Consider the following 20991-nt stretch of genomic DNA (forward strand, 5'->3'; position numbering starts at 1 on the left):
TGTCGCAATCCACACCGAGCCAGAAGGCCCTCACTCATTTCAAGATCACCGCGCCGTGACCCCTGTCACCAACCTCCGTGGTCAGTACAGCTAGGCGACTGGCTCGGTGATCGGGTCGGCGGCCGCCAGGGTCGGGTAGTCGGTGTAGCCCTCGGTGCCGCCGGCGTACATCTGGTGGCCGCGCACCTCGTTGAGCGGTGCGCCGGTCCGCAGCCGTGCCACCAGGTCGGGGTTGGCGAGGAAGCCGCGGCCGAAGGCGATGAGGTCGGCCCCGGCCGCCAGCAGCCGCTCGGCGGCGGCGCGGCCGCCGTCCGCGGGCAGCGCACCGCCCCGGCCGAGCGCCGGGTTGGCGATCAGGGTGCCGGGCCAGTCGCGGCGGATCTGCTGGTAGACGTCCGCGTCCGGGTCCGCGAAGACCACGTGCAGGTAGGCCAGCCGGTCGCCCGCCAGGGCCGGGATCAGTGCGCGGTAGATGTCCGCGGTGTCGCCCTCCTCGATGTCGTTCGCGGTCACGCCCGGGCCACCCGCAGGCCCACCCGCTCCGGGCCGATGGCCGCCGCCACGGCGCGGACCACCTCCACCACGAAGCGGATCCGGTTCGCCACCGGGCCGCCGTACTCGTCGGTGCGGTGGTTGGTGTTCCGCGCCAGGAACTGGTGCAGCAGGTAGCCGTTGGCCGCGTGCACCTCCACGCCCGCGAAACCGGCCGCCAGGGCGTTGCGGGCGGCGGTGGCGAAGTCGGCGACGGTCTCCCGGATCTGACCCGCGGTCATTTCCCCTGGTACCACCGTGTCCTGGTGGCCGCTCGGAGTGTGGATGGTGCCGGGCAGTGCGATCGGGGAGGGGGCCAGCGGGTGCAGCCCGCTGTTCTCCGGGTGCCCGATCCGGCCGCCGTGCTGGAGCTGCAGGAACATCCGGCCGCCGGCCGCCCGGACGGCCTCGGTGACGGTGCGCCAGCCGGCGACCTGCGACGGGGTGTGGATGCCCGGGATGTTGGCGTAGGTCTGGCCGACCGCGTTCGGCGTGCTGGCCTCTGCGATGATCAGACCGGCGGAGGCGCGCTGGGTGTAGTAGGTCGCCGTGATCGGCTGCGGCACGCCGTCGGCTCCGGCCCGGGTGCGCGTCATCGGGGCCATCACCAGGCGGTTGGGGAGCTCCAGCGGGCCGAGGGTGGTGGGCTGGAAGAGCAGCGGGGCTTGGGTGCTGGTCGTCATGCCGGAACCGTAGAACCTGACACCTGTGTCAGATTCAACTGTTGGGCGGAGCCGGGGGAGGGGCAGGCGGAAACTCCCGATGATCGTGCACCCGTTGCGGCCGGCGCGCCCGCATCCGGTGCCAATGCCACCTTCGGGGGACAATCGGGGCATTCGACTGCGGATCGAGGGCAGGGCGGTTCCATCATGTGCGCCATGGTGAACTTCGCTGACAGCGCTCCTGCTTACCTGACCATCCGGGTGACCACGCCGGACGGTCCGGCGGCGGAGCTCGCGGATGTCGAGGCATGGCAGGCACGCGACGGATACCCCGACCTGCATTCGGCGGGCAGTCCGATGTACACGGTGGCCCGGGAGCGCGAGGAGGGCGGCTGGCAAGTCGTGTCGAGCCTCGGGCTCACCCCGCAGGGAACCCGCGAGGTGATGGGCATGCTGGCCCGCCAGCAGGCGGCCGAGGCGGCCGAGGCCGGCGACACCGAGACCCAGCAGCGGTACCTGGCGATCGCCGAGCGGCTGGAGTGGGAGAAGATCGACGAGGTGGAGCTGGACGGCCGCTACCGGGTGATCCGGGTGGAGCGGTTCATCCGCACCGGGCCGGACGGGCCGGAGCCGCCGCGCTCCAGCGACTTCGACGACCCGGACGACCCGGAGCTGCGCGGCCGGACCGGCGGTCCGGACCCGGCGGAGGACTTCGTCCTCGACCCCACCGTGCCGACCGGCATGTCCGAGGGCATCCTCAAGACCGACCTGATCCAGCTGGTCCCGGGACGGGCCCGCACCTCGACCGCCACCTACGACGACGCGGTGAAGGCCGGCCACACCCACCCCGGCGTGGTGCTGCTGCCCGCGGCGTTCTCGGTCGCCGAGCGGCAGTGGGGCAAGTGGGTGCCGGCCGGCATCGTGGACTGCCCCACGCCGTTCCGGGCCCGGGACGTGCTCTCGATGCACCTGCGGGTGGCCGACCCGGTCTACCGCGGGCTCTCCCAGGAGGAGCGCGAGGCGTATGCGGCGGCGGCCGAGGTGCTGGAGAGCACCGGCTGCAACGAACTGACCGTCGAGGACCGGTTCCTGAGGATCATCCGGGTCGAACGGATGGTCCGGTTCGGCCCCGACGGGCCGGAGGGGCCGCGCCCGTCCGACCCGGACCCGGAGGATCCGGTGATGGTGGCGGACCAGAAGCTGCGCGCCCAGGGCATCGATCTGGACGAGGACTCACCGATCGTGCTGAACGGCCCGGCCAAGGAGTTCCAGCAGCTCTTCGAGGCCGAAATGGCGCGGCGCGGCAAGCCGGCCCTCCCGCTGCCGGACGGTCCGGCGCAGGACCAGGCGGCGGGTGAGGCGGCGGGCGAGTCGGACTCGACCCACGACTGAACGGCGACTGACCGACGACTGCACGGCGACCGACCGACGACTGCACGGCGACTGACGACGATGTGAGGACGAGCGCAGCAGCGCGTCCTAGCCCGGGCGCTGCTCCCCGGCGGCACGCTGGATCGCCGCCGTGCAGCGGCCCAGCAGGGCGCGCAGTTGCTCGCGCTCCGCCGCGGTCAGCTCATCGGCCATGGCCTGCTCGATGGCGCTGGCCCGGGCGTCCGCCAACTCGAGTGCGGTGCGGCCGGCTTCGGTGAGGCGGGTCTCCAGCACGTTCCCGTGCCAGCGGTGCGGGGCGCGCTCGACCAGACCGCGGTCGGTGAGGTTCTTCAGCACCACGGCCATCGCCTGCGGCGTGACGTTGCACGCTCGGGCCAGTGCGGCGCCGCTGATACCGGAGTTCTCGGCGAGCACGAAGAGCGTGGCGTACTGCGGCACGGTGAGCCCGGCCGGGTCCACAGCGGCCCGCTTCGCCGCCATCAGCTCCTGCTCGGCGTGGCGGATGTCGATTCCGAGGCGTTCACTGACCGGCATTCCCATGGGCAGATGGTACAAGCCGATGCGGGTGCGCAAGTGGATTGACAGTCGTCAAGGTCTTGATGATGATCGTGACATTGTTGATCTCCGGCTTGCCCTGGGAAGGACCACGCCGCCATGCCCGCTTCGCAGACCCTGGACGTCCCGCACGCCCGCCTCGCCTACCGCAGCACCGGGACCGGCCCGCTCGCGGTCTACGCCCACGGCGCCCTCTCCAGCCGCGACCACGAGCGGCGGTCGGGGTTCCTGGACTGGTCGCCGATCGCCGCCGCAGGGCTGCGCCTGGTCGAGTACGACGCCCGCGGCCACGGCGAATCCACCGGCCGCCCGGTCGAGGCCGACTACGCCTACCCGGCGCTCGCCGACGACCTCCGGGCGCTCTGCGACCACCTCGCCCCCGGCGACCGGGTCCACGCCATCGGCTCCTCGATGGGCGCGGCCACCGTGCTCCACGCCGCTCTGGCGGAGCCCGAGCGCTTCGACCGGCTGGTGCTGGCCATGCCCGGCGTCGCCTGGCAGGCCAGGGAAGGCCGCCGCGAGGGCCTGCGCGCCGCCGCGCGGAGCGTGGAGCAGCAGGGCAAGACCGCCCTGGTCACCGCGATGCGCCTCGGTCGGCCCCCGATCCTGGCCGACACCGACTTCCCGCCGGTCTTCGACGTGTCGCAGGAGCTGATGCCGACCGTGCTGCGCGCGGCCGCCGCCAACGACCTGCCCGACCCGCAGGCCCTGCGTCAACTGCCGCACCCCACACTGGTGCTGGCCTGGGACACTGACCCGAGCCATCCGGTCGCCACCGCCGAGGCCCTCGCCGAGCTGCTCCCCGGCGCCGCGGCGCACATCTCCCGCGACCTCGCCGACATCCGCACCTGGGGCGCCCGCGCGGCGGAGTTCCTGGCCGGGTGACCGCGGGTAGCGCGTAGCGGGTACAGCAGCGGCAACTACGGCCTGGCGCCGAATATCGCGGGGCCGGACGAACGCTACCGCCCCAGCACGGCACCGCCGTTGAGGCCGATCACCTGGCCGGTGAGATAGCCCGCCTCGGGGGAGCCGAGGTAGGCGACGGCGGCCGCCACGTCCTCCGGGGTGCCGGCGCGGCCGACCAGGGTGTCCGCGACCTTCTCGGCGTGGAAGCGCTCGCTCCAGCGGTCGCCGAAGATCTCGGTGTCGGCGACGTAGCCGGGCGCCAGCACGTTCACCGTGATGCCGTCCGGGCCGAGCTGCCGGGTCAGGCCGAACGCCCACCCGTGCAGCGCGGCCTTCGCGGCGGCGTACGAGCCGGCCGAGTGCGAGCCGGCGCCACCGCGCTGGGCAGCGGCGGAGCTGATCACGATCAGTCGGCCGCCGGGGCGGCGCAGCCGGTCCTGCAGTGCGGTGGTCAGCAGCACGGCCGTCACCAGGTTGGTGTCCAGGTCGCGCCGCCAGGCCTCGGCGAGCGCGGGCAGCGAGTCGTCGGCGGGGGCGGTGATCACGGCGCCGGCGTTGTTGACCAGCACGTCCACCGGGCCGAGCGGGGCGATCCGCCCGACGGCCGTCTCGACCTGCCGAGCGTCCGTCAGGTCGACGCCGACCGGCACCACTCGGGCGGCACCCACCGCCTCGTCGATCTCCTCGCGGGCCCGTTCCAGCACCTCGGTGCGCCGCCCCAGGATCACCACCCGGTGCCCGTCGCCGGCCAGCCGGCGGGCGATCGCCTTGCCGATCCCCGTGCCGCCGCCCGACACCACTGCGAGCCGTTCCGTCATCGTTTCCCCCTGCCCCGATCAGCTGATGATGATCACGATCCTACGGTCCTCACGGATCGTCAGATCGGCCGGTGGAACCGCCCAGCGCGTGGGCACATCATAGGGAGGACCACATAGTGGAACTCGGAAGTCCTCGGAGTCGACCTTGCCCCGTAACCTCAACGCCGCGCTGCTCCTACTCATCGCCGCCGCCCTCGCGGGCTGCGGAAGTCCGGTGGCACACGGGCCTCAGCAGGAGCCCGCCCAGAGCGCGGGCGCGAGGTCCTGCCCGACCGCGGCCGAGTGGCAGAGCGCGCTGCTCACCGCGCCGCCCACCGCGCCGCTCACCGCGCCGCCCACCGGCCAGGACTCGACGCCCGGGAACACCCCGGAGGCGGAGGCGCTGACCCAGGCCGTCGGCGAGCAGGGGACCGGCGACTACGCCGATGTCTACGGTTCGCAGATCACCGACTACCCGAGGGGCCATGTCGCCCTCTGCGTCACGGACTTGACCAAAGGACAAGCTCTGGCCGCAGCAGCCAAGAAGGCCCACCCGGACATCGACCTGAGCAGGCTCGACCTGTACGCCTGCCGGTACAGCAAGCAGACGCTGGTCAGTGCGGCCGGCCGGGTCGCCAAGCTGATGCCGACGCTGCTCGGCTTCCCGCTCTACACCATCGGGCCCGCCAGCGACGCCTCGGGCGTCCAAGTGACCACCACCGCCCAGGGGGCGGCCTCGCAGGCCCTCCACGACCGGCTGGCCCAGGCGGCGGGAGACGGCATCCCGGTGACCGTCGTGGCGGGCGAGGCCCCTCATGACGCTTGATGCGGTGCAGAAGCGTTGACACCTGGGCGGGCACAATGGTCGCCATGACCGAAGTAGCGCAGAACGTCTTCTCTTTCGAAGGCACGGCCGTCAACTGGATCATCCTGCGGGACGGCCGGGATCTCACGCTGATCGACGGCGGCTGGCCCGGGGACGCGCCGGCCGTCGAGGAGTCGATCCGCTCGCTGGGCTGCCGCCCGCAGGACGTCCAGGCGGTGCTGCTGACCCATGCGCACGTCGACCACATGGGTGCCGTCAAGGACCTGCACCGCCGGTTCGGTATCCCGGTGTACACGGGAGACGTCGAAGTGCGGCACGCCCGGCGGGAGTTCCTCGAACAGGCGACGGTGGCGGACGTGCAGAAGGCGCCGCAGGAGCTGCTGCTGCCGTGGATGGAGCGAGTGCTGCGGGTCGGAGCACTGGACGACCCCACGATCCCGGACGCCACCCCGATCCCGCCGGGCCCCCTCGACCTGCCCGGCGGACCGGTCGCACTCCCGGCCCCCGGGCACACCACCGGCCATCTCGCCTTCCACCTGCCCGGACCGGGGGCCCTGGTCACCGGTGACGCACTGGTGACCGGGCACGCGCTGTCCCCGATCGACGGCCCGCAGCTGATCCCCTGGTTCTTCACCCACTCGGAGCCCGAGGCGCACGCCACCCTCGCCGCCTTCGAGACCCTGGACGTCGACGTCATCCTGCCCGGGCACGGCGAACCCGCCAACCTGCCCATCACCGAGGCCGTCGCCATCGCCCGGCGGAACGCGGCCCGGGCCGCCGCCGAGCGCGGGCTCAGCTGAGACGGCGCGAGCAGCAGCCGGGTCAGACAGCGCTTGGTGATCCGGCTGCCGTGCCGACGGTCGATCAGGTCGCCGAGGCAGCCCAGTAGGGCGGCACGCGCGGCCGGCGCCAGCGCCCGGTGGCCCGAGTAGCTGTGCAGCAGGTTCAGGTACTCCTCGGCGGTGTAGGTCAGCTCCCAGTCGTACCGCCGGAGCACCGAGGGTGCGAAGCTGCCGGGTAGCCGGGGCGCACCTTGGCATAGAGCTCCGCGTCCTCGGTGAAGGTCAGGTGCAGGCGTTCGCGTTGCACACTGGTCATGCCGGAACCCTGGGCGCAGCGAACGATCTTGCGGCCGGGTGCGGCACAATGCCGCCATGGCAACCGTCGTGGCTTTCCACGCCCATCCGGATGACGAAGTGCTGCTGACCGGCGGCACGTTGGCGCGAGCCGCCGCGGCGGGGCACCGGGTGGTGGTCGTGGTGGCCACCGACCAGATCGGCGAGCACGGCCCGGGGGAGTCGCCGCGGCTGGCCGAACTACGGGCCAGCGCCGAGGTGTTGGGCGTGGCCCGGGTGGTGCATCTGGGCTACGCGGACAGCGGGCACGGCCCGGTGCTCTACCCCGACCCGCCGGATCGCATCCGCTTCGCCCGCGCCGAACCGGCAGATGCCGCAGCGAAGTTGGCCGCCATCCTGCGCGAGGAGAAGGCCGAGCTGCTGCTCAGCTATGACGCGGCGGGCGGCTACGGGCACCGGGACCACGTCAAGGTGCACCAGGTCGGCCGGCTGGCCGCCGAACCGGCAGGCGTAGGGCGGGTACTGGAGGGCACGCTGCCGCGCGAGGGGGTGGCCCGGCTGGTCCGGGCGATCCGGCTGCTGCGCATCCCGTTCCGCTACGACCCCGAGGTGCTGGGCAACGCCTTCACGCCGCGGTCGGCGATCACCCACCGGATCGACGTGCGGCGCTACGCCGGGCAGAAGCAGCGGGCGCTGGCCGCGCACCGCTCGCAGGTGTCGGGGACCGGCCGGCTGGCTCCGGTGATGCGGGGGCTGGTCCGGATGCCGGCGCCGCTGTTCGGGCTGCTGCTCGGGCGGGAGTGGTACGTCGAGGTGGGCGCGGAGGGCGGGCGCGAGCCGCTCGGTGACATCTTCCAGCCGGTGGTACGCGGGGCGCGGGCGGGGCGTGCGTGACGGTCGCCGGAAGCGCCAGCCGGATGGCGCCAGTCGGGTGAATACCCGTCAGATACCGCGCCTGCCCGGAAAAGGTGGGGCACGGATGGAACCTCAGGTTCCAGGGCGGAAGGGGCTGACGTGCACCGTGCACTGATCGTCGTAGACGTACAGAAGGACTTCTGTGAAGGAGGGAGCGTTCCGGTGAAGGGCGGCGCGGAGCGGGCCGGTGCGATCGCCGCGCTGGCCAACCGGGCCCGGGGCGCGCGGTACACGCACGTGGTGGCCACCCGTGATCACCACATCGACCCGGGCGGACACTTCTCCGACCACCCGGACTTCCGCGACTCCTTCCCCGTGCACTGCGTGGCCGGCAGCGCCGGCAGTGAGTTCCACCCCGCCTTCCAGCCCGCGATGGCGTCGGGGGCGGTCGACGAGGTGTTCTACAAGGGCACGCACTCCGCCTCCAAGAGCGGCTTCGAGGGCGCGGCGGTGGACGGCACCGGGCTCGCCGCCTGGCTGCACGCCCACCAGGTCAGCAAGATCGACGTGGTCGGCATCGCCACCGACCACTGTGTGAAGGCGACCGCGCTGGACGGCGTCAAGGCCGGCTTCGAAGCCCGGGTGCTGCTCGACTACACGGCCGGCGTCGCCCACGACAGCACCGAGGCCGCGCTGGCCGAGATGCGGGATGCCGGCATCGAGCTGACCGGTGCGCCGGTGGTGCTCGTCTGACCCTGCCCTGCCGCCCTTTGCTATCCCTGCGAAGCACATTGCCCGAAAGGCACAATGCCCGAAAGGCACAATGCCCGAAAAGCACATCGCCCTCCCCGGTGGTCTCCGGGGAGGGCGATGCCTGCGGGCGGTGGCGCGTCAGCCGCGCGGTGGGAAGGCCGGGCGGCCGGTGAGCAGCCGCTGCACACCGAAGCCGAGGAACGCGATCGTCGCGCCCGCCACGGCGTCGGCCTCGAAGTGGTTGCCGGTGCAGACGATCACCGAGAACGTGGTCAGCGGGAACAGCACACCCAGCGCCCGCACCAGCCGGTTCTTGGCGAGCCGGAACATCACGATGCCGCACCACGACGCCCAGGCCACATGGATGGACGGCATCGCGGCGTACTGGTTGGAGACGGTGTCCACCGAACCGGACGCCCAGGAGCCCCAGGTGTGGTGCTTCACCACCGTGTCGATGAAGCCCGCGTTGGCCAGGAAGCGCGGCGGGGCCAGCGCGAAGAAGTAGAACCCGAGCAGCGCGGAGCCCGAGGTGACGCAGAGCGCGGTCCGGGCGGCCCGGTACTGCTCCGGGTGGCGCCAGTAGAGCCAGAGCAGCACGCCGATCAGGCCGACCAGGTAGAGCGTGGCGTAGTAGTAGTTCATCCCGACGATCAGCCAGGTGGTGTGGTCGGCGGTGTGGTTGGCCCACTGCTCGAAGCTCAGGTGCAGGTGCTTCTCGAAACTCAGCACCTCGCCCGCCCGCCGCAGCGCCGCGTCCCGGTGAGTGGGCACCGCGTTGCGGGTGTCGTTGTAGAGCATCCAGCCCACGACGATCAGCGCCAGCTCGGCCCACCACGCGGGCCGGCCGACCCGGATCCAGCCGGCGGGCAGCAGGCCGCGGCGCCCCGGTCTACCGGCCGGGGCCGCCGCGGCCTCCGCGGTCGGTGGTCGGGTGGTGGGCGTGAGCGTCATGGCAGGTCCTGGTCGTCGGGGTGAGCGGCGACGCGGACCTGCTCGGCGGGCAGGTCTGTCCGCCGAGCACCGTCGGTGGCAGTATGAATCGCTCGTGGAGCCATTCGCGGGTCGCGCCCGGGCCGGGCACGAAAGGTCAATCTACAGCGTGTAGTAGTTCGTGTTCAGGGCCGCGTCACTTTCCGGCCGGGAAGCGACGGCCGAGGCAGTCTGGAAGTCCTGGGAATGAAGTCCTGGGAATGAGGACGCCGGTCGCGGCGCCATGGTTCGGGCGCTGGTGCGGCCGGTTGCTCAGTCGCGGCCGCCGTTGGCGTCGGCGGCGGCCCCCGAGTGCCGCTGGACGTAGGCGTGCCGCGCCGCCCGGAACAGGTCCTCCGTGGTGTGCGCGGCGAACCCAAGGCTGACCAGGCACCCTAGCGCCAGCGTCGCCGCGGCGGCCAGCGGCGCCCGGCGGGTGGCCGGCGGCGGCGCGAGCAGCGCCCGCATCCGGCGCGGCACCGGACCGCCGGTGGCCGCCGGCAGCGCCTGCGGCCCGGGGTCGGCCTTGCGGGCCAGTGCGGCCCGCCCCACGGCACGGGCCATGGCGGCCCGGTCGCCGACCGCCATGGCCCCCTCCTCGTCCGCCCAGCGCTCGACGGCGAAGGCGCCCTCCCGGGCCAGTGGGCGCAGCAGCGGGCAGGCGGCGGCGCACAGCTGGTAGGCGAGGAGGAAGCGGTGGTGGCGATGGCGCAGATGGGCCCGCTCATGAGCCATCAACGCGGCCAGCTCGACCCCCGCCACCACGCGCAGCATCCCCGTGGACACCACCACCCGCCCGGGGGCGCCGGGCAGCGCGAACGCCTCGGGGACCGGATCGTCGAGGACCGCCAGGTCGCCGGAGACCGGCAGGGTGCGGCAGCGGTGCCGGGCTTGCAGCAGCACCCGGCCGCGCCGCCAGGAGGCGCGCAGCACCAGGGCCACCCCGAGGAGCAGCAGCAGGCCGCACAGGCCCGCCCCCAGCCGGCTGACCGGCTCCTGGCTGCGCAGGTACCAGACCGACCAGAGCCCCCGGTCGGCCACCGCCCGGATCTGCCCGAAGCCCGTGAACGCCAGCAGCGCCAGGGCGCCCAGCCAGGTCGTCGCGGCCGACGCGCCGGCGGTGGCGAGCGCCCAGGCGGCCGGGCGGGGCGCCAACCGGGTGGCCAGGCGGGGTGCGGCAAGGGCCAGGGTGCCGCTGACTATGAGCGGGGCGAGGAAACTGGGGCCCACCGCTCAGCCCTTCGGGGTGCTGTGGCCGTCGCGGTGGCCCGCATCGGCATGGCCCGCGGCGCCGTGGCCCGTGTCGCCGTGCGCGGCGAGCAGGCGCTGCACCAGTTCCTCGTCCTCGTCGGTGAGGTCCGAGACGAACCGGGCCAGTACCGCCCCGCGGTCCGAACCGCGCTGCAGCAGCGAGTGCATCTGGCTGGCGGTGTGCGCCGCCTCGTCCCGCACCGGGGCGTAGGCGTAGCCGCGGCCGACCCGCTCGCGGCGCAGGGTGCCCTTGTCGTGCAGGCGGGACAGGATGGTGACCACCGTGGTGTAGGCGAGGTCGCCGGGCAGCAGGGTGTTCACCTGGGACGCGGTCAGCGGGCCGCCGGCTGCCCAGAGCACGGCCAGCACCACGCCCTCCAGCTGCCCGGCCGCCCGGCGCCCGCCCGGGACCTGTCGCTCCGTCATCTCCGCACCTCTCCCTGCCCGGGGATGGCTACCCGCCACCGCCCACCGGAAGCGCCGTGGGGACGGTGACTGGTCATGCACGGTCAGTATGGCGCGCCGTCAGGCCGCACCGGCAGTACGGGCAGGTGGGGGAGCGGGCAGCGTGGCGGTGGGCCCGGGATGAACAGGCGCTTGATCGGGGGCCTGTGCCGAGGTCAGGGGCCCCGAGCAAGCGCTTGGTCAGCGCTCCGGTGCCCGCGCCGCCCCCGAAGCGGCGGCGTAGCCGGTGAGCAGGGCGGCCAGGATGTCGGCCAGCCGGGGCTCGACGTCGACGACGGAGTGGGCCAGCTCGGGGTCGGTCTCGTAGAAGGCGCGCAGACGCGTGCCGGGTGCGGCCATCTGCCACAGGGATCCGGCCATCGAGGTGGCGGTCGTCACGACGTTGAGTGCCTGGTCGGGGCCGAGCGGAGTGACCGTGCCCAGGGTGGCACTGATCTTCGTGACCTCTGCGATGGCGGTCTTCTTGAACGCCCGGACGCTCTCGGTGGAGACGTTGCGTTCCAGGTTCAGCGGGGTGTGTGCCAGCAGGTCGCAGAACAACGGGCGGGCCACCAGCGACCGGGCCAAGGCGTCGGCGATCGAGTGGGCGGTCCGATCCCACTCCTGCCCGCCGGCGGCGAGGCAGGGCGTGATGGCCTCAAGCCGGCCGCGCACCTCGGCTGACCAGTCCTGCCAGGCGTTCGCCGCCAGGCGCAGGAAGATATCCTCGCGCGTCTCGAAGTAGCGCAGCATCGCGGATTTGTGCATGCCGACTTCGTCGGCGATGGCGGTCACGGTCACCTCCCGGACGCCGTACGCGCCCGCCAGCTGTGCCGCCGCCGCGAGGATCGCCTCCTCGCGGGCGCGCTTGGCCTCGGGGCTACGGGCTCGTATGAAGTCAGCCGTGGTCATGGCCCCAGCGTAACGAAACAAGGTTTCGGTAAGTAGTCCAAAGTTACCGCAACGAGGTTGCGCTAATAACGCAACTGTGTTGCGCTAGGAGTATGAGTACACACACCCACACCTGGTTCATCACTGGTTCCTCGCGCGGCTTCGGCCGCTCCCTCGCCGGCGCCGCCCTGGCGGCCGGCGATCAGGTCGCCGCGACGGCCCGCCGGCCCGAGCAGCTGGCCGACCTGGTCGAGAAGTACGGCGACCGCGTGCTCCCCGTGGCGCTCGACGTCACCGACGCCGCCGCGGCCCGGGCCGCGTTCACCGCGGCGCGGGAGGAGTTCGGCAGGGTCGACGTGGTGGTCAACAACGCGGGATACGCCAACACCTCGGCGATCGAGAGCACGTCCGAGGACGACTTCCGCCGTCAGTTCGAAACCAACTTCTGGGGCGTCTACAACGTCTCGACGGCCGCGATCCCGGTCCTCCGGGCGCAGGGCGGCGGGACGATCGTGCAGTTCTCCTCCATCGGCGGTCGCGTCGGCGGCAACCCCGGGCTCGGGTCCTACCAGGCGGCCAAGTTCGCCGTGGACGGCTTCACCCGGGTGCTGGCGGCCGAGACCGCGCCGTTCGGCATCAGGTGCCTGGTCGTGGAACCGGGCGGCTTCGCCACGGACTGGGCCGGCGCCTCGATGAAGGTCCCGGAGGTCGCGCCGGAGTACGAGTCGACGGTGGGCGAGATGGTGCGCCTGTTCAACGGCATGTCCGCCCCGGGCGACCCCGACCGTGCCGGCGAGATCCTGGTCCGCCTCGTCAAGCACCCGAACCTGCCCTCCCACCTCCTCCTCGGGGCCGGTGCCGTCCAGATGGCGCAGGACTACTCGCGCGGCCAGCTGGACGAGGCGGCCGCCTGGGAGCCGGTGAGCCGGTCGGCCGACTTCGGCCAGGACTACCCGGTCGACCTCGCGGGCCTCGCGCAGGAAATTGGGCAGCGGCGATAGGCGTCCGGGGGGTATCAATGACGGATGAGTCACGAGCCCCTGATCCCTGAACCCACCGCCCGCCTGGCGTTCCGTCAGATGACCGACCACGACCTCGACGACATGGCGGCGCTGCTCGGCGATCCGGCCGTGATGCGCTACTACCCGCAGCCGATGGACCGCCGGCAGGCCCGGGGCTGGATCGAGTGGAACCAGGAGCTCTACCGGGAGCGCGGGTTCGGCCTCTGGCTGCTGACCCTGCGGGACACCGGCGAGTTCGTGGGCGACTGCGGACTGACGCCCCAACTGATCGAGGGGGTCACCGAGATCGAGGTCGGCTACCACGTGCGGGCGGAGCTCCAGGGGCAGGGCCTGGCTGCCGAAGCGGCGGCCGCCTGCCGTGATCTCGCCCGCGACGTCCTGCGGGTGGAGCGGCTGATCGCCATCATCGATCCGGCGAACAGGCCGTCCCAGCGGGTGGCGGAGAAGACCGGCCTCGCCCACGAGCGGGACGCGGTCTCACGCTCGGGGCAGCCGGTGCGGATCTACTCGATGGCTCTGTAGCCCACGGCCCGGTGGCGTCGGTGCGGTGTGCGGGGAGCACGCCACACCGAGCGCTGTTCAGACGTCCGTTCGGGAGAGCAGCCACTGGGTGATCCGTGCCGGGTGGCCGTTCATGGTGGCGACGTCGATCTCTCGGGTGCGGACCACCTCGAACCCGGCGAGCAACTCGCGCAGCCACTCCGGTGCGTGGTGACGGCAGACCGCGCCGTCACCGGTCTCGAAAACGCCGTAGCTGCCGTACTCCGCCGAAAACCGGTCATAGCGGGCCTGGTTGCGCTCGTCCGGCTGGAGGCAGTAGTCACTGAGGTACAGCAGCCCGCCGGGACGCAGCACCCGGCGCAGTTCATCGACCACCCCGCGCTGGCCCTCGTCGGTGGGGATGCAGGTGAGCACGGCGAACAGCAGGGCCAAGTCCGTGCCGCCGCCCGGGAGATCGAGCCGCGGCGGGTCGGTGAGCACGCTGAACCGGGCACCGGGATACGTGGCGCCGGCCCGGGCCACCAGGGCGGGGGAGAGGTCCACCCCCTCGATCCTGCGGAAGCCGAGCTCCTGGAGCCGCCCCGCCAACCGCCCGTACCCGCACCCGTAGTCGAGCACCCGGGCATCCTCGTCGAGCCCGGTCAGCCACTCCGCTGCCACCGGGTGGGTGAAGGTCTTCACCGCGCCGGTGGTGTCCCAGTACTCCAGCTGCTGATCGATATCGGCCATGGTCGACGGTATCGCACGTCCCGCGCAGCTCAAGTGGCGCAAGGCGTCCGATCAGTGCCGCAGCAGCAGGTAGCAGCCGTCGCTGGTGAAGTCGGCGATCCGGTAGCCGTCCGCCAGCGCCACGGTCAGCGCGGTCCGTACCACCCGGCGCCAGTGCGCGGCGGCCGGGCGGTCGTTGGCGCGGAGCAGGTCGATGTCAGCCGGGACTGCGACCAGTTGGGCGGGGGCGTCAGGAGTGGCGGATGCCGGGATGCCCTGGTGGTCGACAGCCAGTTCGGCGCCGCTCGGCACCGCCCGGTCGGGCTTGGGCAGTCGGCGCCGCGCGGCCTGGGTCGCCCGCCGGGAGGTGAGGCGCCAGTGGACGGCGAGCCGGTCGGTCTCCTCCAGGACGTTCAGGCCGTCGCTCAACGGTCCGTAGAAGTCCGGTAGGTAGGCCACCGCCTCGGCTCCCAGGCTGCGCAGGTTGAACCGGGCGTTGCGGCGCACCAGCGGGTCGAAGGTCCAGCGCACCTCGTGCAGTCCATGGCGCAACGCCCAGGCGCGCTGGTGCTGTTTGACCGCGAAGCCGACCCCGGTGCCGCGCTCACCGGGCAGGACGCCGAGCACGTCGGAGTGCAACCGGTCACCCGGGCTGAGGAACCCCACCGCGGCGGCCAGCAGCCGGGATCCCCGGAACGCGCCCGCGAGGTAGTTGCCGGAGTACTCGTACGCCCGCAGCACCGCGGGTGGCACCACCGGCTCCGAGGGCTGCGCCTGCCAGACCCGGTTGAGCAGTTCGGCCGCGGACCGCACCTCGGCAAGACCGGCCAGCGCCCGCACCGTGACACCGCTGCGGTCGGCGGCGGCCTGCGCGCACCGCTCGGCGTCGAGCAACTCATCGCCCATGTTGCGACGGTAGGACACGGCGGTGCCTGAGTGACAGCCCCTGAACGGTGGTTCCCCCTCAGCTGACGGGGGTCAGGCGGAGGCGAGCGCCCGCCACTGCGCTGGTGCGCCTCCGGCCGATGCACGCATGATCGGGATCAAATTAGCTGCTGAAAGCAGTCGTCCAGTCCGCCGGACAGCATGCCGAACGCACGGTCGGCGTCGGCCAGTGCCTCCGGGAGGACGGCTGCCGCCGGCCGGCCGGCGGCGATGCGGTGCCAGTTCTGCTGCCCGAGCTCATGGCGGACCGTCACCAGATGGCAGGCGGCCAGTCGGGCAGTGAGACCGTCGGGGGCGGCCGGCCGCAGGGCCTCGGCGAGGAGCTCGATCTCGCGGTCCATGTAGTGCTGAAGTCGACTCTGCAGGGCGGGGGTTGAGTAGAGCAGGTGCTGGAAGGCGACCACCTCGGGGCTGTCGCAGAGCCCGGTGATCGGGTCATGGTCGCGCAGGGCCGCCAGGAAGTGTTCGTGCAATGCCTGCACGGGCGTGGTGCCGGTGGCGCGGGCCCGCACGATCCGGGCCGCCTCGTCCTGGTGGTCGGCGAAGCGGCACAGCACCAAGTCCTCCTTGCCGGCGAAGTACCGGAACAGGGTCGGCTTGGACACCTCGGCGGCTGCGGCGACATCGGCCACCGACACCGCGTCGAAGCCGTGCGCGAGGAAGAGGCGCAGGGCCGTCCCGGCCAGGTGCTGATGGGTGCGTTGCTTCTTGCTCTCCCGCAGTCCGGGGGATCCGTTCGCCATGGCCATGGAGCCAAGGCTAGCACGATGGGCAACCCGGTTAAATGTATTACCGAGTTGCATTTTCTGCTCGGGGCAGGTTGGGTGGTTCCCACCGAGCCATCCGAACGTCCAAGGGGCAAAGGACAGATGACGACAGAACAGACCGCTGTGCTGATCGTGGGCGCCGGGCCGACCGGCCTCACTCTTGCCTGCGACCTGGCCCGCCACGGCGTCCCCGTGCGCCTGATCGACAGGCGCATCGCCTACCACCGGGAGTCCCGCGGCAAGACGCTGCAGCCGCGCAGCCTGGAGATCCTGGAGGACCTCGGCGTCGCCGAGCAGGTCGTGGCCGCGGGCACCGCACATCAGGTCTACCGCAAGTACTTCGACGGCGCCTTCGTGAATGACACCGACCCCGTCGCCGACCAACGGCCCACCCCGGAGGCGCCGTTCGATAGCCCGGTCTTCCTAGGCCAGTGGCGGTTCGAGGAGATCCTTCGCGACCGACTCGCCACACGCCGGGTGCACCCCGAACTCGGCGCCGAACTCGCCGGGTTCACCCAGGACGAGGACGGTGTGACCGCAACACTGGACGACGGCCGCCGGATCCGGGCCCGGTACCTGGTCGGTTGCGACGGCGGACACAGCCTGGTGCGGCGCACCCTCGAGATCCCCTTCGAGGGCCGGACCGGGCCGGCCCAGACGATGGTCTGCGGCGATGTGGCCGCCGACGGTCTCGGCCGCGACCACTGGCACCAGTGGTTCACGGCCGACGGCGGCATCATGCTGTGGCCGATCCCGGGCACCGACCAGTTCCAGCTCCAGGCGAGCCCGGAGCCGGACGCGCACGGCGAGCCGCTTCCGCCGTCGCTGGAAGGCTTCCAGCGCCTCTTCGACCGCTACGCCGGGATGCCCGGGGTCCGGCTGCGCGACGCCGACTGGCTCTCCACCTGGCGGGTCAACGTCCGGATGGCCGACCGGTTCCGAGCTGAGCGGGTCTTCCTGGCCGGCGACTCCGCCCATGTGCACCCGATCGCCGGCGGCCTCGGCATGAACACCGGCGTCCAGGACGCCTACAACCTGGGCTGGAAGCTGGCGTTGGTGCTCATGGGCCAGGCCGGCAGCCGGCTGCTGGACAGCTATGACGAGGAGCGGATCCCGATCGCGGCGTGGACCCTGGAGGTGACCAGTGAGCGGCTGGACCGGGCCATGCGCGCCGTGCGGGAGCCAGGCACGGGCGTCGAAGCCGCCGCCGTGCCGACCCTGGGGCAGGGGTATCGCTGGAGCTCGCTCGCGACGGGGCGGGCAACCGGCGTGCTGCGTCCGGGAGATCGGGCCCCCGACGCACCCTGCGCCGCGCCGGACGGCAGTCGGGTGCGGCTGTTCGAGCTGTTCGCAGGGCCGCACTTCACGCTGCTCGGGTTCGGCGCGACCGCCGGGCGCGCACTGGCCGAGGTGACGGCGGCCCACGGCAACCTGGTGGTGGCGCATGCGGTGGGAGCGCCCGGGCAGGGTGGTGGCTACGACATCGACGATGCCGGCGGGCACGCCCGGCGCGCCTATGGCATCGAGGAGGACGCGCTGGTGCTGGTCCGCCCGGACAACCACATCGCCCTGATCGCCGGCGGCAGGGACGGCGGCGCGGTGCGCGCCTGGTTCGACGGCCTGCGCTGAGGCCGCGTCAGATGCGCACCGCGCCGGTGGCCGGGAGGATCAGGGGGCCGCTGGCGGCTTGAAGTACCAGGACCCGTAGTGCGGGTCGACCCCCTGGATGGACTCGTAAGGGTCGGCGAAGGACGAGGCGACGTTGCCGTTGGCGCCGAGCCAGAGGTCCGTCATCCAGAGGCGGTTGTGGGTGACTCCCGGGTGCTGGAAGAGTTCCCAGGAGTCGATCGGCGCGTTGCCGGGGTCCTGGCCCTTGAACTCCTCCGCGGGCGGTTCGGGGATGAAGCCGAGCGTGGCGGCGTCGTGGATACCGCGTTCGTGCACCAGCCAGTTGTCACGGGTCAGACAGGCCGGCCCGCGGTCCACCGGGTGCTGGGCGAAGTTGTAGTCGGCGCTGTACGACCAGCCGGCCAGGTGGTACGGGAACGACGGATTGTGCGGGTCCGCGGGGTTGGTCGCCTTGGGGTCGGGCGCGTACCAGAGGGCGTCGGGCATGTTGCCCGGCAGGGCGGCGGGGGTTCCGGCCACCGGGATCAGGACGTTGGTGGCCGACATCGGGGACTTGGGGCGGATGATGGTGACGCCGAGGCCTTGCTGGCTCATGAAGCCGTGCACCAGACCGGTCCACCCCTTGGTGCCCAACTCGATCAGTTCGGGCCAATTGTCGATGGTCGTGGAGTTGCCGAGCCACCCCAGGACCCGGGCCCGGTCGGCGGCGAACGCGGCCTGCCGCTGGGCGGCGGTGCACGGCGCGGGTGGGGCGGCGCCGAGGACGCCCGAGGTGCCCGTCCTGGGCGCGGTGCTGCTGTCCGCGGGGGCCGGGCCGGTGGTGGCCTGCGCGGCCTGCGCCGCGAGGGGGACAGCGAGCGCTGCTGTCAGGGCGAGCGCGGCAACGGCTCGCCGGTGGCGGCCTGCTGTGGCGGGACGGGGAGCGGGGTGCGGGTGGGGGTGGCGCATGCTGTCACCTGCCGGGTCTCACGGATGGTGACTCTGAACCTACTATCCGTGTCGACTCCGGTGCGAGAGGGGCAGCCGCTGGGCGCGGCGCCGGAAGTCGCTCGGCGGCCTGCTGCACGGCGGTGTAGCCGGCCCGGGCGCCGGCGTCGGCGGGCAGCACGGTGATCGAGGGCATCGCGGTGCGCAGGCCGACCACCGGCGCGGCGAGGGCCAGCAGGGCAGCCAGTGCGACGCCGCTCGGGCGGGCTCGGGTCGGGCGGCGGCTCCTGGCCGGCGGCCTCAGGCCTTGAGCGAGGCGAGTGCGGCCCGTAGGCGGGTCGCGGCCTCGTCGGCGACCTCGCGCAACTCGGCGCGCTCGGTGACCTTGACCATCAGCTGCGGGTCCATCGCCTCGACCAGGGTGCCGCCGTCCGTCGCCGCCCGGACCACGACGTTGCACGGCAGCAGCAGCCCGATCTGGCGCTCCGCCGACAGGGCGCGGTGGGCGAGCGGCGGGTTGCAGGCGCCGAGGATGAGGTAGTCCTCCATCTCCGCGCCGAGCTTGGCCTGCATGGTGGCGCGCACGTCGATCTCGGTGAGCACGCCGAAGCCCTGCTCGGCGAGGGCGGCGCGGACCCGGTCGACGGTCTGCTCGAACGGGGTGTCCAGGGTGATGGTGATGCCGTAATCCATGGTTTCCTCCGAAAGCGCCGAGAGGGCGGGCGGTCAGCTCATCCGAAAAGATACCCCGGTGGGTATCCCTGTAGACAGGTTACACACGCTAGGAGGCTGGCTGCGAATACCAGCCGGGGTATGTGACCTGGGGAATCAGCCGCCCAGCACCCGGGCCAGGGTTCGCAGCGTCGCGGGGTAGGCGCTCTCGGTCGGGGTGGCGTAGCCGATGATCACGCCCTGCGGGCGGTCGGCGGCGGGCTGGTGCCAGTGGTCGCCGAGGTAGCCGAGACGGAGGCGGTGCGCGGTGGCACGCTCCAGGATCTCGCGCTCGGTGGGCCCGTCGGCGGGGAGCGGGACCAGCGCGTGCAGTCCGGCCGCGATGCCGGGGGCGGCGAGGGCCGGGCAGGACAGCGCGGCGAGGGTGTCGAGCAACTGCTCGCGGCGGCGCCGGTAGCGCTGCCGGCCGGCCCGGATGTGCCGGTCGTACCCGTGCCCGGTGATCAGCTCGGCGAGTGCCAACTGGCCGATGGTCTCGGTGTGGTGGTCGTTGTGGAGCTTGGCCTCCACTACGGCGTCGACCAGTTGCGGCGGCAGCACCAGCCAGGCCAGGCGCAGGGCGGGTCCGAGGGTCTTGGAGGCGCTGCCGATGTAGGCCACCAGGTCCGGCGCCGCTCCCTGGAGGGCACCCAGCGGCTGGCGGCCGCCCGGCGGTCGGGGGAGGAACTCGCCGTCGTAGTCGTCCTCCACCACCAGGGCACCGGTCGCGCGGGCCCAGTCGACGAGCAGTCGGCGCCTGGCCGGCTGGAGCGAGGCGCCGGTCGGGTACTGGTGGGCCGGCGTCACCACGACGGCGTCGGCGGCGGGCAGCCGATCGGTGCCGGCGCCGTGCTGGTCGACCGGGAGCGGGAGCACCGTGCCGCCGTGGCGGCGGACCACCTCGCGATGGAACGCCAGACCCGGGTCCTCCATCGCCACCGCAGCAGTGCCCGCCCGGGCGAGCACCTGTACGAGCAGGGCCAGCGCCTGGACGTAGCCGGAGGTGACCACGATCTGCTCGGGCGTGGTGAGCACACCCCGGGCCCGGCCCAGGTAGCCGGCGAGTGCGGTCCGCAGCTCGATCCGGCCGCGCGGGTCGCCATAGCCGTACACCTCGGCGGGGGCGACGGCCAAGGCGCGGCGGGTCGCCCGCAGCCAGGCCGAGGTGGGGAACGACGCCGGATCGGGGCTCCCCGGCCGCAGATCGTACCGCGGCGCCGGGGCGGCGGGTGCCGGTGCCGGTGCGGGTGTCGGAGCGGGTGCGGGTGCGGGTGCCGTGGGTCGGAGAGCCGGGATCCGGGCAACCCTGGTGCCCGAGCCGTGATGGGCGGTCAGATATCCCTCGGCGATCAGCTGATCGTATGCCGCGCGGATGGTGCCACGGGCCATCCCGAACTCGGTGGCCAGCCTCCGGGTGGCCGGCAGCCGCGCCTCGGGGGCGAGCCGGCCGCTGCGGATCGCCTCGCGCAGTGCGTGCTCCAGCGCGGCGCGGCGGCCGAGCCCCGCGGGCAGCTCCAGATGCAGGTCGAGCCCGGAAGAAGTGGGCCGGTTGTCCGTCACGAAAGCGGATCATATCCATGGCCCACCGGCCGCCCACGGTTCCTGACTTGCCCCCAGGGCGGCGTCGGGCGGCGCGAACCGGCCGGGCAGAGCCTGGTGCGGTCGGTGGTCGGCGTACCGGTGCTGGACGCGGCGGTCCACGGCACCCGCCTGCTGACCATGAGCGTGGTCTACGGCCTGGTCGACGCCCCCAGTCGCGGATCGCCTCGGAGTACATGACCTCGCACTTCCTCGGCGGCATGGGCCGGCGGGCTGCGCAGGGGGTGGGGATAGCGGCGAGCCGCGGACCCCGCTGGATGGGCGAGCCGCGTAC

General features: G+C 72.7%; 22 protein-coding genes and 1 pseudogene. 9 read left to right on the forward strand and 14 right to left on the reverse strand.

What is annotated here, in order from left to right:
• Positions 1-90: 90 nt before the first annotated feature.
• Positions 91-1214, reverse strand: a pseudogene (locus P3T35_RS36520) (alkene reductase).
• 195 nt (positions 1215-1409) lie between these two features.
• On the opposite strand from P3T35_RS36520, the gene P3T35_RS36525 reads away from it, so the two are divergent.
• On the forward strand, positions 1410-2585 hold the full coding sequence (locus P3T35_RS36525) for a DUF5954 family protein (RefSeq protein ID WP_180356255.1): 1176 nt from the start codon (positions 1410-1412) through the stop codon (positions 2583-2585).
• Positions 2586-2672: 87 nt separating this feature from the next.
• Here the strand turns inward: P3T35_RS36525 and P3T35_RS36530 are convergent, their stop codons facing one another.
• The gene (locus tag P3T35_RS36530) at positions 2673-3125 is read right to left on the reverse strand and encodes a MarR family transcriptional regulator (protein WP_280709326.1); all 453 of its coding nucleotides are present in this window, start codon (positions 3123-3125) and stop codon (positions 2673-2675) included.
• 114 nt (positions 3126-3239) lie between these two features.
• On the opposite strand from P3T35_RS36530, the gene P3T35_RS36535 reads away from it, so the two are divergent.
• Positions 3240-4025 carry an alpha/beta fold hydrolase gene (locus tag P3T35_RS36535; protein ID WP_101378454.1) on the forward strand — a complete coding sequence of 262 codons (786 nt, stop codon included), beginning with the start codon at positions 3240-3242 and terminating at the stop codon, positions 4023-4025.
• Between the two features lie 74 nt (positions 4026-4099).
• Here the strand turns inward: P3T35_RS36535 and P3T35_RS36540 are convergent, their stop codons facing one another.
• Positions 4100-4864 (reverse strand): SDR family oxidoreductase, encoded by a 765-nt coding sequence (locus P3T35_RS36540; protein WP_101378453.1) that lies wholly within the window; start codon positions 4862-4864, stop codon positions 4100-4102.
• 145 nt (positions 4865-5009) lie between these two features.
• On the opposite strand from P3T35_RS36540, the gene P3T35_RS36545 reads away from it, so the two are divergent.
• Both P3T35_RS36545 and P3T35_RS36550 read left to right on the forward strand, forming a co-directional pair.
• Entirely contained in the window at positions 5010-5669 is a 660-nt protein-coding gene (locus tag P3T35_RS36545) for a hypothetical protein (RefSeq protein WP_101378452.1), read from the forward strand.
• Between the two features lie 44 nt (positions 5670-5713).
• The gene (locus tag P3T35_RS36550) at positions 5714-6469 is read left to right on the forward strand and encodes an MBL fold metallo-hydrolase (RefSeq protein ID WP_101384755.1); all 756 of its coding nucleotides are present in this window, start codon (positions 5714-5716) and stop codon (positions 6467-6469) included.
• Positions 6470-6638: 169 nt separating this feature from the next.
• On the opposite strand, the gene P3T35_RS36555 is transcribed toward P3T35_RS36550, so the two are convergent.
• Positions 6639-6767, reverse strand: a complete 129-nt coding sequence (locus P3T35_RS36555) for a hypothetical protein (protein ID WP_280709331.1) — start codon at positions 6765-6767, stop codon at positions 6639-6641.
• Positions 6768-6823: 56 nt separating this feature from the next.
• Here P3T35_RS36555 and P3T35_RS36560 point away from each other — a divergent pair, with 56 nt between their 5' ends.
• Both P3T35_RS36560 and P3T35_RS36565 read left to right on the forward strand, forming a co-directional pair.
• Positions 6824-7639, forward strand: a complete 816-nt coding sequence (locus P3T35_RS36560; RefSeq protein ID WP_101384754.1) for a PIG-L deacetylase family protein — start codon at positions 6824-6826, stop codon at positions 7637-7639.
• Between the two features lie 120 nt (positions 7640-7759).
• Positions 7760-8353, forward strand: coding sequence for an isochorismatase family protein (locus P3T35_RS36565; RefSeq protein WP_101378451.1), 594 nt, complete (start codon positions 7760-7762; stop codon positions 8351-8353).
• Between the two features lie 138 nt (positions 8354-8491).
• On the opposite strand, the gene P3T35_RS36570 is transcribed toward P3T35_RS36565, so the two are convergent.
• From P3T35_RS36570 to P3T35_RS36585, 4 genes are all read right to left on the reverse strand, one after another.
• The gene (locus tag P3T35_RS36570) at positions 8492-9304 is read right to left on the reverse strand and encodes a phosphatase PAP2 family protein (RefSeq protein WP_101378450.1); all 813 of its coding nucleotides are present in this window, start codon (positions 9302-9304) and stop codon (positions 8492-8494) included.
• Between the two features lie 291 nt (positions 9305-9595).
• Entirely contained in the window at positions 9596-10552 is a 957-nt protein-coding gene (locus P3T35_RS36575) for a M56 family metallopeptidase (RefSeq protein WP_101378449.1), read from the reverse strand.
• A 3-nt stretch (positions 10553-10555) separates the two neighbouring features.
• Positions 10556-10999 carry a BlaI/MecI/CopY family transcriptional regulator gene (locus tag P3T35_RS36580; RefSeq protein ID WP_101378448.1) on the reverse strand — a complete coding sequence of 148 codons (444 nt, stop codon included), beginning with the start codon at positions 10997-10999 and terminating at the stop codon, positions 10556-10558.
• A gap of 219 nt (positions 11000-11218) precedes the next feature.
• On the reverse strand, positions 11219-11929 hold the full coding sequence (locus P3T35_RS36585) for a TetR family transcriptional regulator (RefSeq protein WP_101378447.1): 711 nt from the start codon (positions 11927-11929) through the stop codon (positions 11219-11221).
• Positions 11930-12021: 92 nt separating this feature from the next.
• Between P3T35_RS36585 and P3T35_RS36590 the strand changes: the two genes are divergently transcribed.
• Both P3T35_RS36590 and P3T35_RS36595 read left to right on the forward strand, forming a co-directional pair.
• On the forward strand, positions 12022-12909 hold the full coding sequence (locus tag P3T35_RS36590) for an SDR family NAD(P)-dependent oxidoreductase (RefSeq protein WP_101378446.1): 888 nt from the start codon (positions 12022-12024) through the stop codon (positions 12907-12909).
• Positions 12910-12933: 24 nt separating this feature from the next.
• Complete coding sequence (locus tag P3T35_RS36595) at positions 12934-13452, forward strand: GNAT family N-acetyltransferase (RefSeq protein ID WP_101378445.1); 519 nt, start codon at positions 12934-12936, stop codon at positions 13450-13452.
• Positions 13453-13509: 57 nt separating this feature from the next.
• On the opposite strand, the gene P3T35_RS36600 is transcribed toward P3T35_RS36595, so the two are convergent.
• The 3 genes from P3T35_RS36600 to P3T35_RS36610 all read right to left on the reverse strand — a co-directional run bounded on the left by P3T35_RS36600 (position 13510) and on the right by P3T35_RS36610 (position 15833).
• On the reverse strand, positions 13510-14160 hold the full coding sequence (locus P3T35_RS36600) for a class I SAM-dependent methyltransferase (protein ID WP_180356254.1): 651 nt from the start codon (positions 14158-14160) through the stop codon (positions 13510-13512).
• 51 nt (positions 14161-14211) lie between these two features.
• Positions 14212-15045 (reverse strand): GNAT family N-acetyltransferase, encoded by an 834-nt coding sequence (locus P3T35_RS36605; RefSeq protein ID WP_143676691.1) that lies wholly within the window; start codon positions 15043-15045, stop codon positions 14212-14214.
• 137 nt (positions 15046-15182) lie between these two features.
• Positions 15183-15833, reverse strand: coding sequence for a TetR family transcriptional regulator (locus P3T35_RS36610; protein ID WP_280709338.1), 651 nt, complete (start codon positions 15831-15833; stop codon positions 15183-15185).
• 120 nt (positions 15834-15953) lie between these two features.
• On the opposite strand from P3T35_RS36610, the gene P3T35_RS36615 reads away from it, so the two are divergent.
• On the forward strand, positions 15954-17480 hold the full coding sequence (locus tag P3T35_RS36615) for an FAD-dependent monooxygenase (protein WP_101378443.1): 1527 nt from the start codon (positions 15954-15956) through the stop codon (positions 17478-17480).
• 39 nt (positions 17481-17519) lie between these two features.
• On the opposite strand, the gene P3T35_RS36620 is transcribed toward P3T35_RS36615, so the two are convergent.
• From P3T35_RS36620 to P3T35_RS36630, 3 genes are all read right to left on the reverse strand, one after another.
• Positions 17520-18428 carry a hypothetical protein gene (locus P3T35_RS36620; protein WP_101378442.1) on the reverse strand — a complete coding sequence of 303 codons (909 nt, stop codon included), beginning with the start codon at positions 18426-18428 and terminating at the stop codon, positions 17520-17522.
• A gap of 279 nt (positions 18429-18707) precedes the next feature.
• On the reverse strand, positions 18708-19100 hold the full coding sequence (locus P3T35_RS36625; RefSeq protein WP_101378441.1) for a DUF302 domain-containing protein: 393 nt from the start codon (positions 19098-19100) through the stop codon (positions 18708-18710).
• A 135-nt stretch (positions 19101-19235) separates the two neighbouring features.
• Positions 19236-20678 carry a PLP-dependent aminotransferase family protein gene (locus P3T35_RS36630; RefSeq protein ID WP_101378440.1) on the reverse strand — a complete coding sequence of 481 codons (1443 nt, stop codon included), beginning with the start codon at positions 20676-20678 and terminating at the stop codon, positions 19236-19238.
• Positions 20679-20991: the final 313 nt, after the last annotated feature.

It is taken from the genome of Kitasatospora sp. GP30, from assembly GCF_029892145.1.
Classification (GTDB): Bacteria; Actinomycetota; Actinomycetes; order Streptomycetales; family Streptomycetaceae; genus Kitasatospora; species Kitasatospora acidiphila.

What these genes read in the sequence shown, in the direction of transcription:
- P3T35_RS36570 (WP_101378450.1), bottom strand. Translation starts at nt 9,304, where the DNA reads ATGACGCTCACGCCCACCACCCGACCACCGACCGCGGAGGCCGCGGCG.
- P3T35_RS36535 (WP_101378454.1), top strand. Translation starts at nt 3,240, where the DNA reads ATGCCCGCTTCGCAGACCCTGGACGTCCCGCACGCCCGCCTCGCCTAC.
- P3T35_RS36610 (WP_280709338.1), bottom strand. Translation starts at nt 15,833, where the DNA reads ATGGCCATGGCGAACGGATCCCCCGGACTGCGGGAGAGCAAGAAGCAA.
- P3T35_RS36555 (WP_280709331.1), bottom strand. Translation starts at nt 6,767, where the DNA reads ATGACCAGTGTGCAACGCGAACGCCTGCACCTGACCTTCACCGAGGAC.
- P3T35_RS36605 (WP_143676691.1), bottom strand. Translation starts at nt 15,045, where the DNA reads ATGGGCGATGAGTTGCTCGACGCCGAGCGGTGCGCGCAGGCCGCCGCC.
- P3T35_RS36625 (WP_101378441.1), bottom strand. Translation starts at nt 19,100, where the DNA reads ATGGATTACGGCATCACCATCACCCTGGACACCCCGTTCGAGCAGACC.
- P3T35_RS36540 (WP_101378453.1), bottom strand. Translation starts at nt 4,864, where the DNA reads ATGACGGAACGGCTCGCAGTGGTGTCGGGCGGCGGCACGGGGATCGGC.
- P3T35_RS36595 (WP_101378445.1), top strand. Translation starts at nt 12,934, where the DNA reads ATGAGTCACGAGCCCCTGATCCCTGAACCCACCGCCCGCCTGGCGTTC.
- P3T35_RS36530 (WP_280709326.1), bottom strand. Translation starts at nt 3,125, where the DNA reads ATGGGAATGCCGGTCAGTGAACGCCTCGGAATCGACATCCGCCACGCC.
- P3T35_RS36550 (WP_101384755.1), top strand. Translation starts at nt 5,714, where the DNA reads ATGACCGAAGTAGCGCAGAACGTCTTCTCTTTCGAAGGCACGGCCGTC.
- P3T35_RS36585 (WP_101378447.1), bottom strand. Translation starts at nt 11,929, where the DNA reads ATGACCACGGCTGACTTCATACGAGCCCGTAGCCCCGAGGCCAAGCGC.
- P3T35_RS36590 (WP_101378446.1), top strand. Translation starts at nt 12,022, where the DNA reads ATGAGTACACACACCCACACCTGGTTCATCACTGGTTCCTCGCGCGGC.
- P3T35_RS36580 (WP_101378448.1), bottom strand. Translation starts at nt 10,999, where the DNA reads ATGACGGAGCGACAGGTCCCGGGCGGGCGCCGGGCGGCCGGGCAGCTG.
- P3T35_RS36615 (WP_101378443.1), top strand. Translation starts at nt 15,954, where the DNA reads ATGACGACAGAACAGACCGCTGTGCTGATCGTGGGCGCCGGGCCGACC.
- P3T35_RS36525 (WP_180356255.1), top strand. Translation starts at nt 1,410, where the DNA reads ATGGTGAACTTCGCTGACAGCGCTCCTGCTTACCTGACCATCCGGGTG.
- P3T35_RS36620 (WP_101378442.1), bottom strand. Translation starts at nt 18,428, where the DNA reads ATGCGCCACCCCCACCCGCACCCCGCTCCCCGTCCCGCCACAGCAGGC.
- P3T35_RS36560 (WP_101384754.1), top strand. Translation starts at nt 6,824, where the DNA reads ATGGCAACCGTCGTGGCTTTCCACGCCCATCCGGATGACGAAGTGCTG.
- P3T35_RS36600 (WP_180356254.1), bottom strand. Translation starts at nt 14,160, where the DNA reads ATGGCCGATATCGATCAGCAGCTGGAGTACTGGGACACCACCGGCGCG.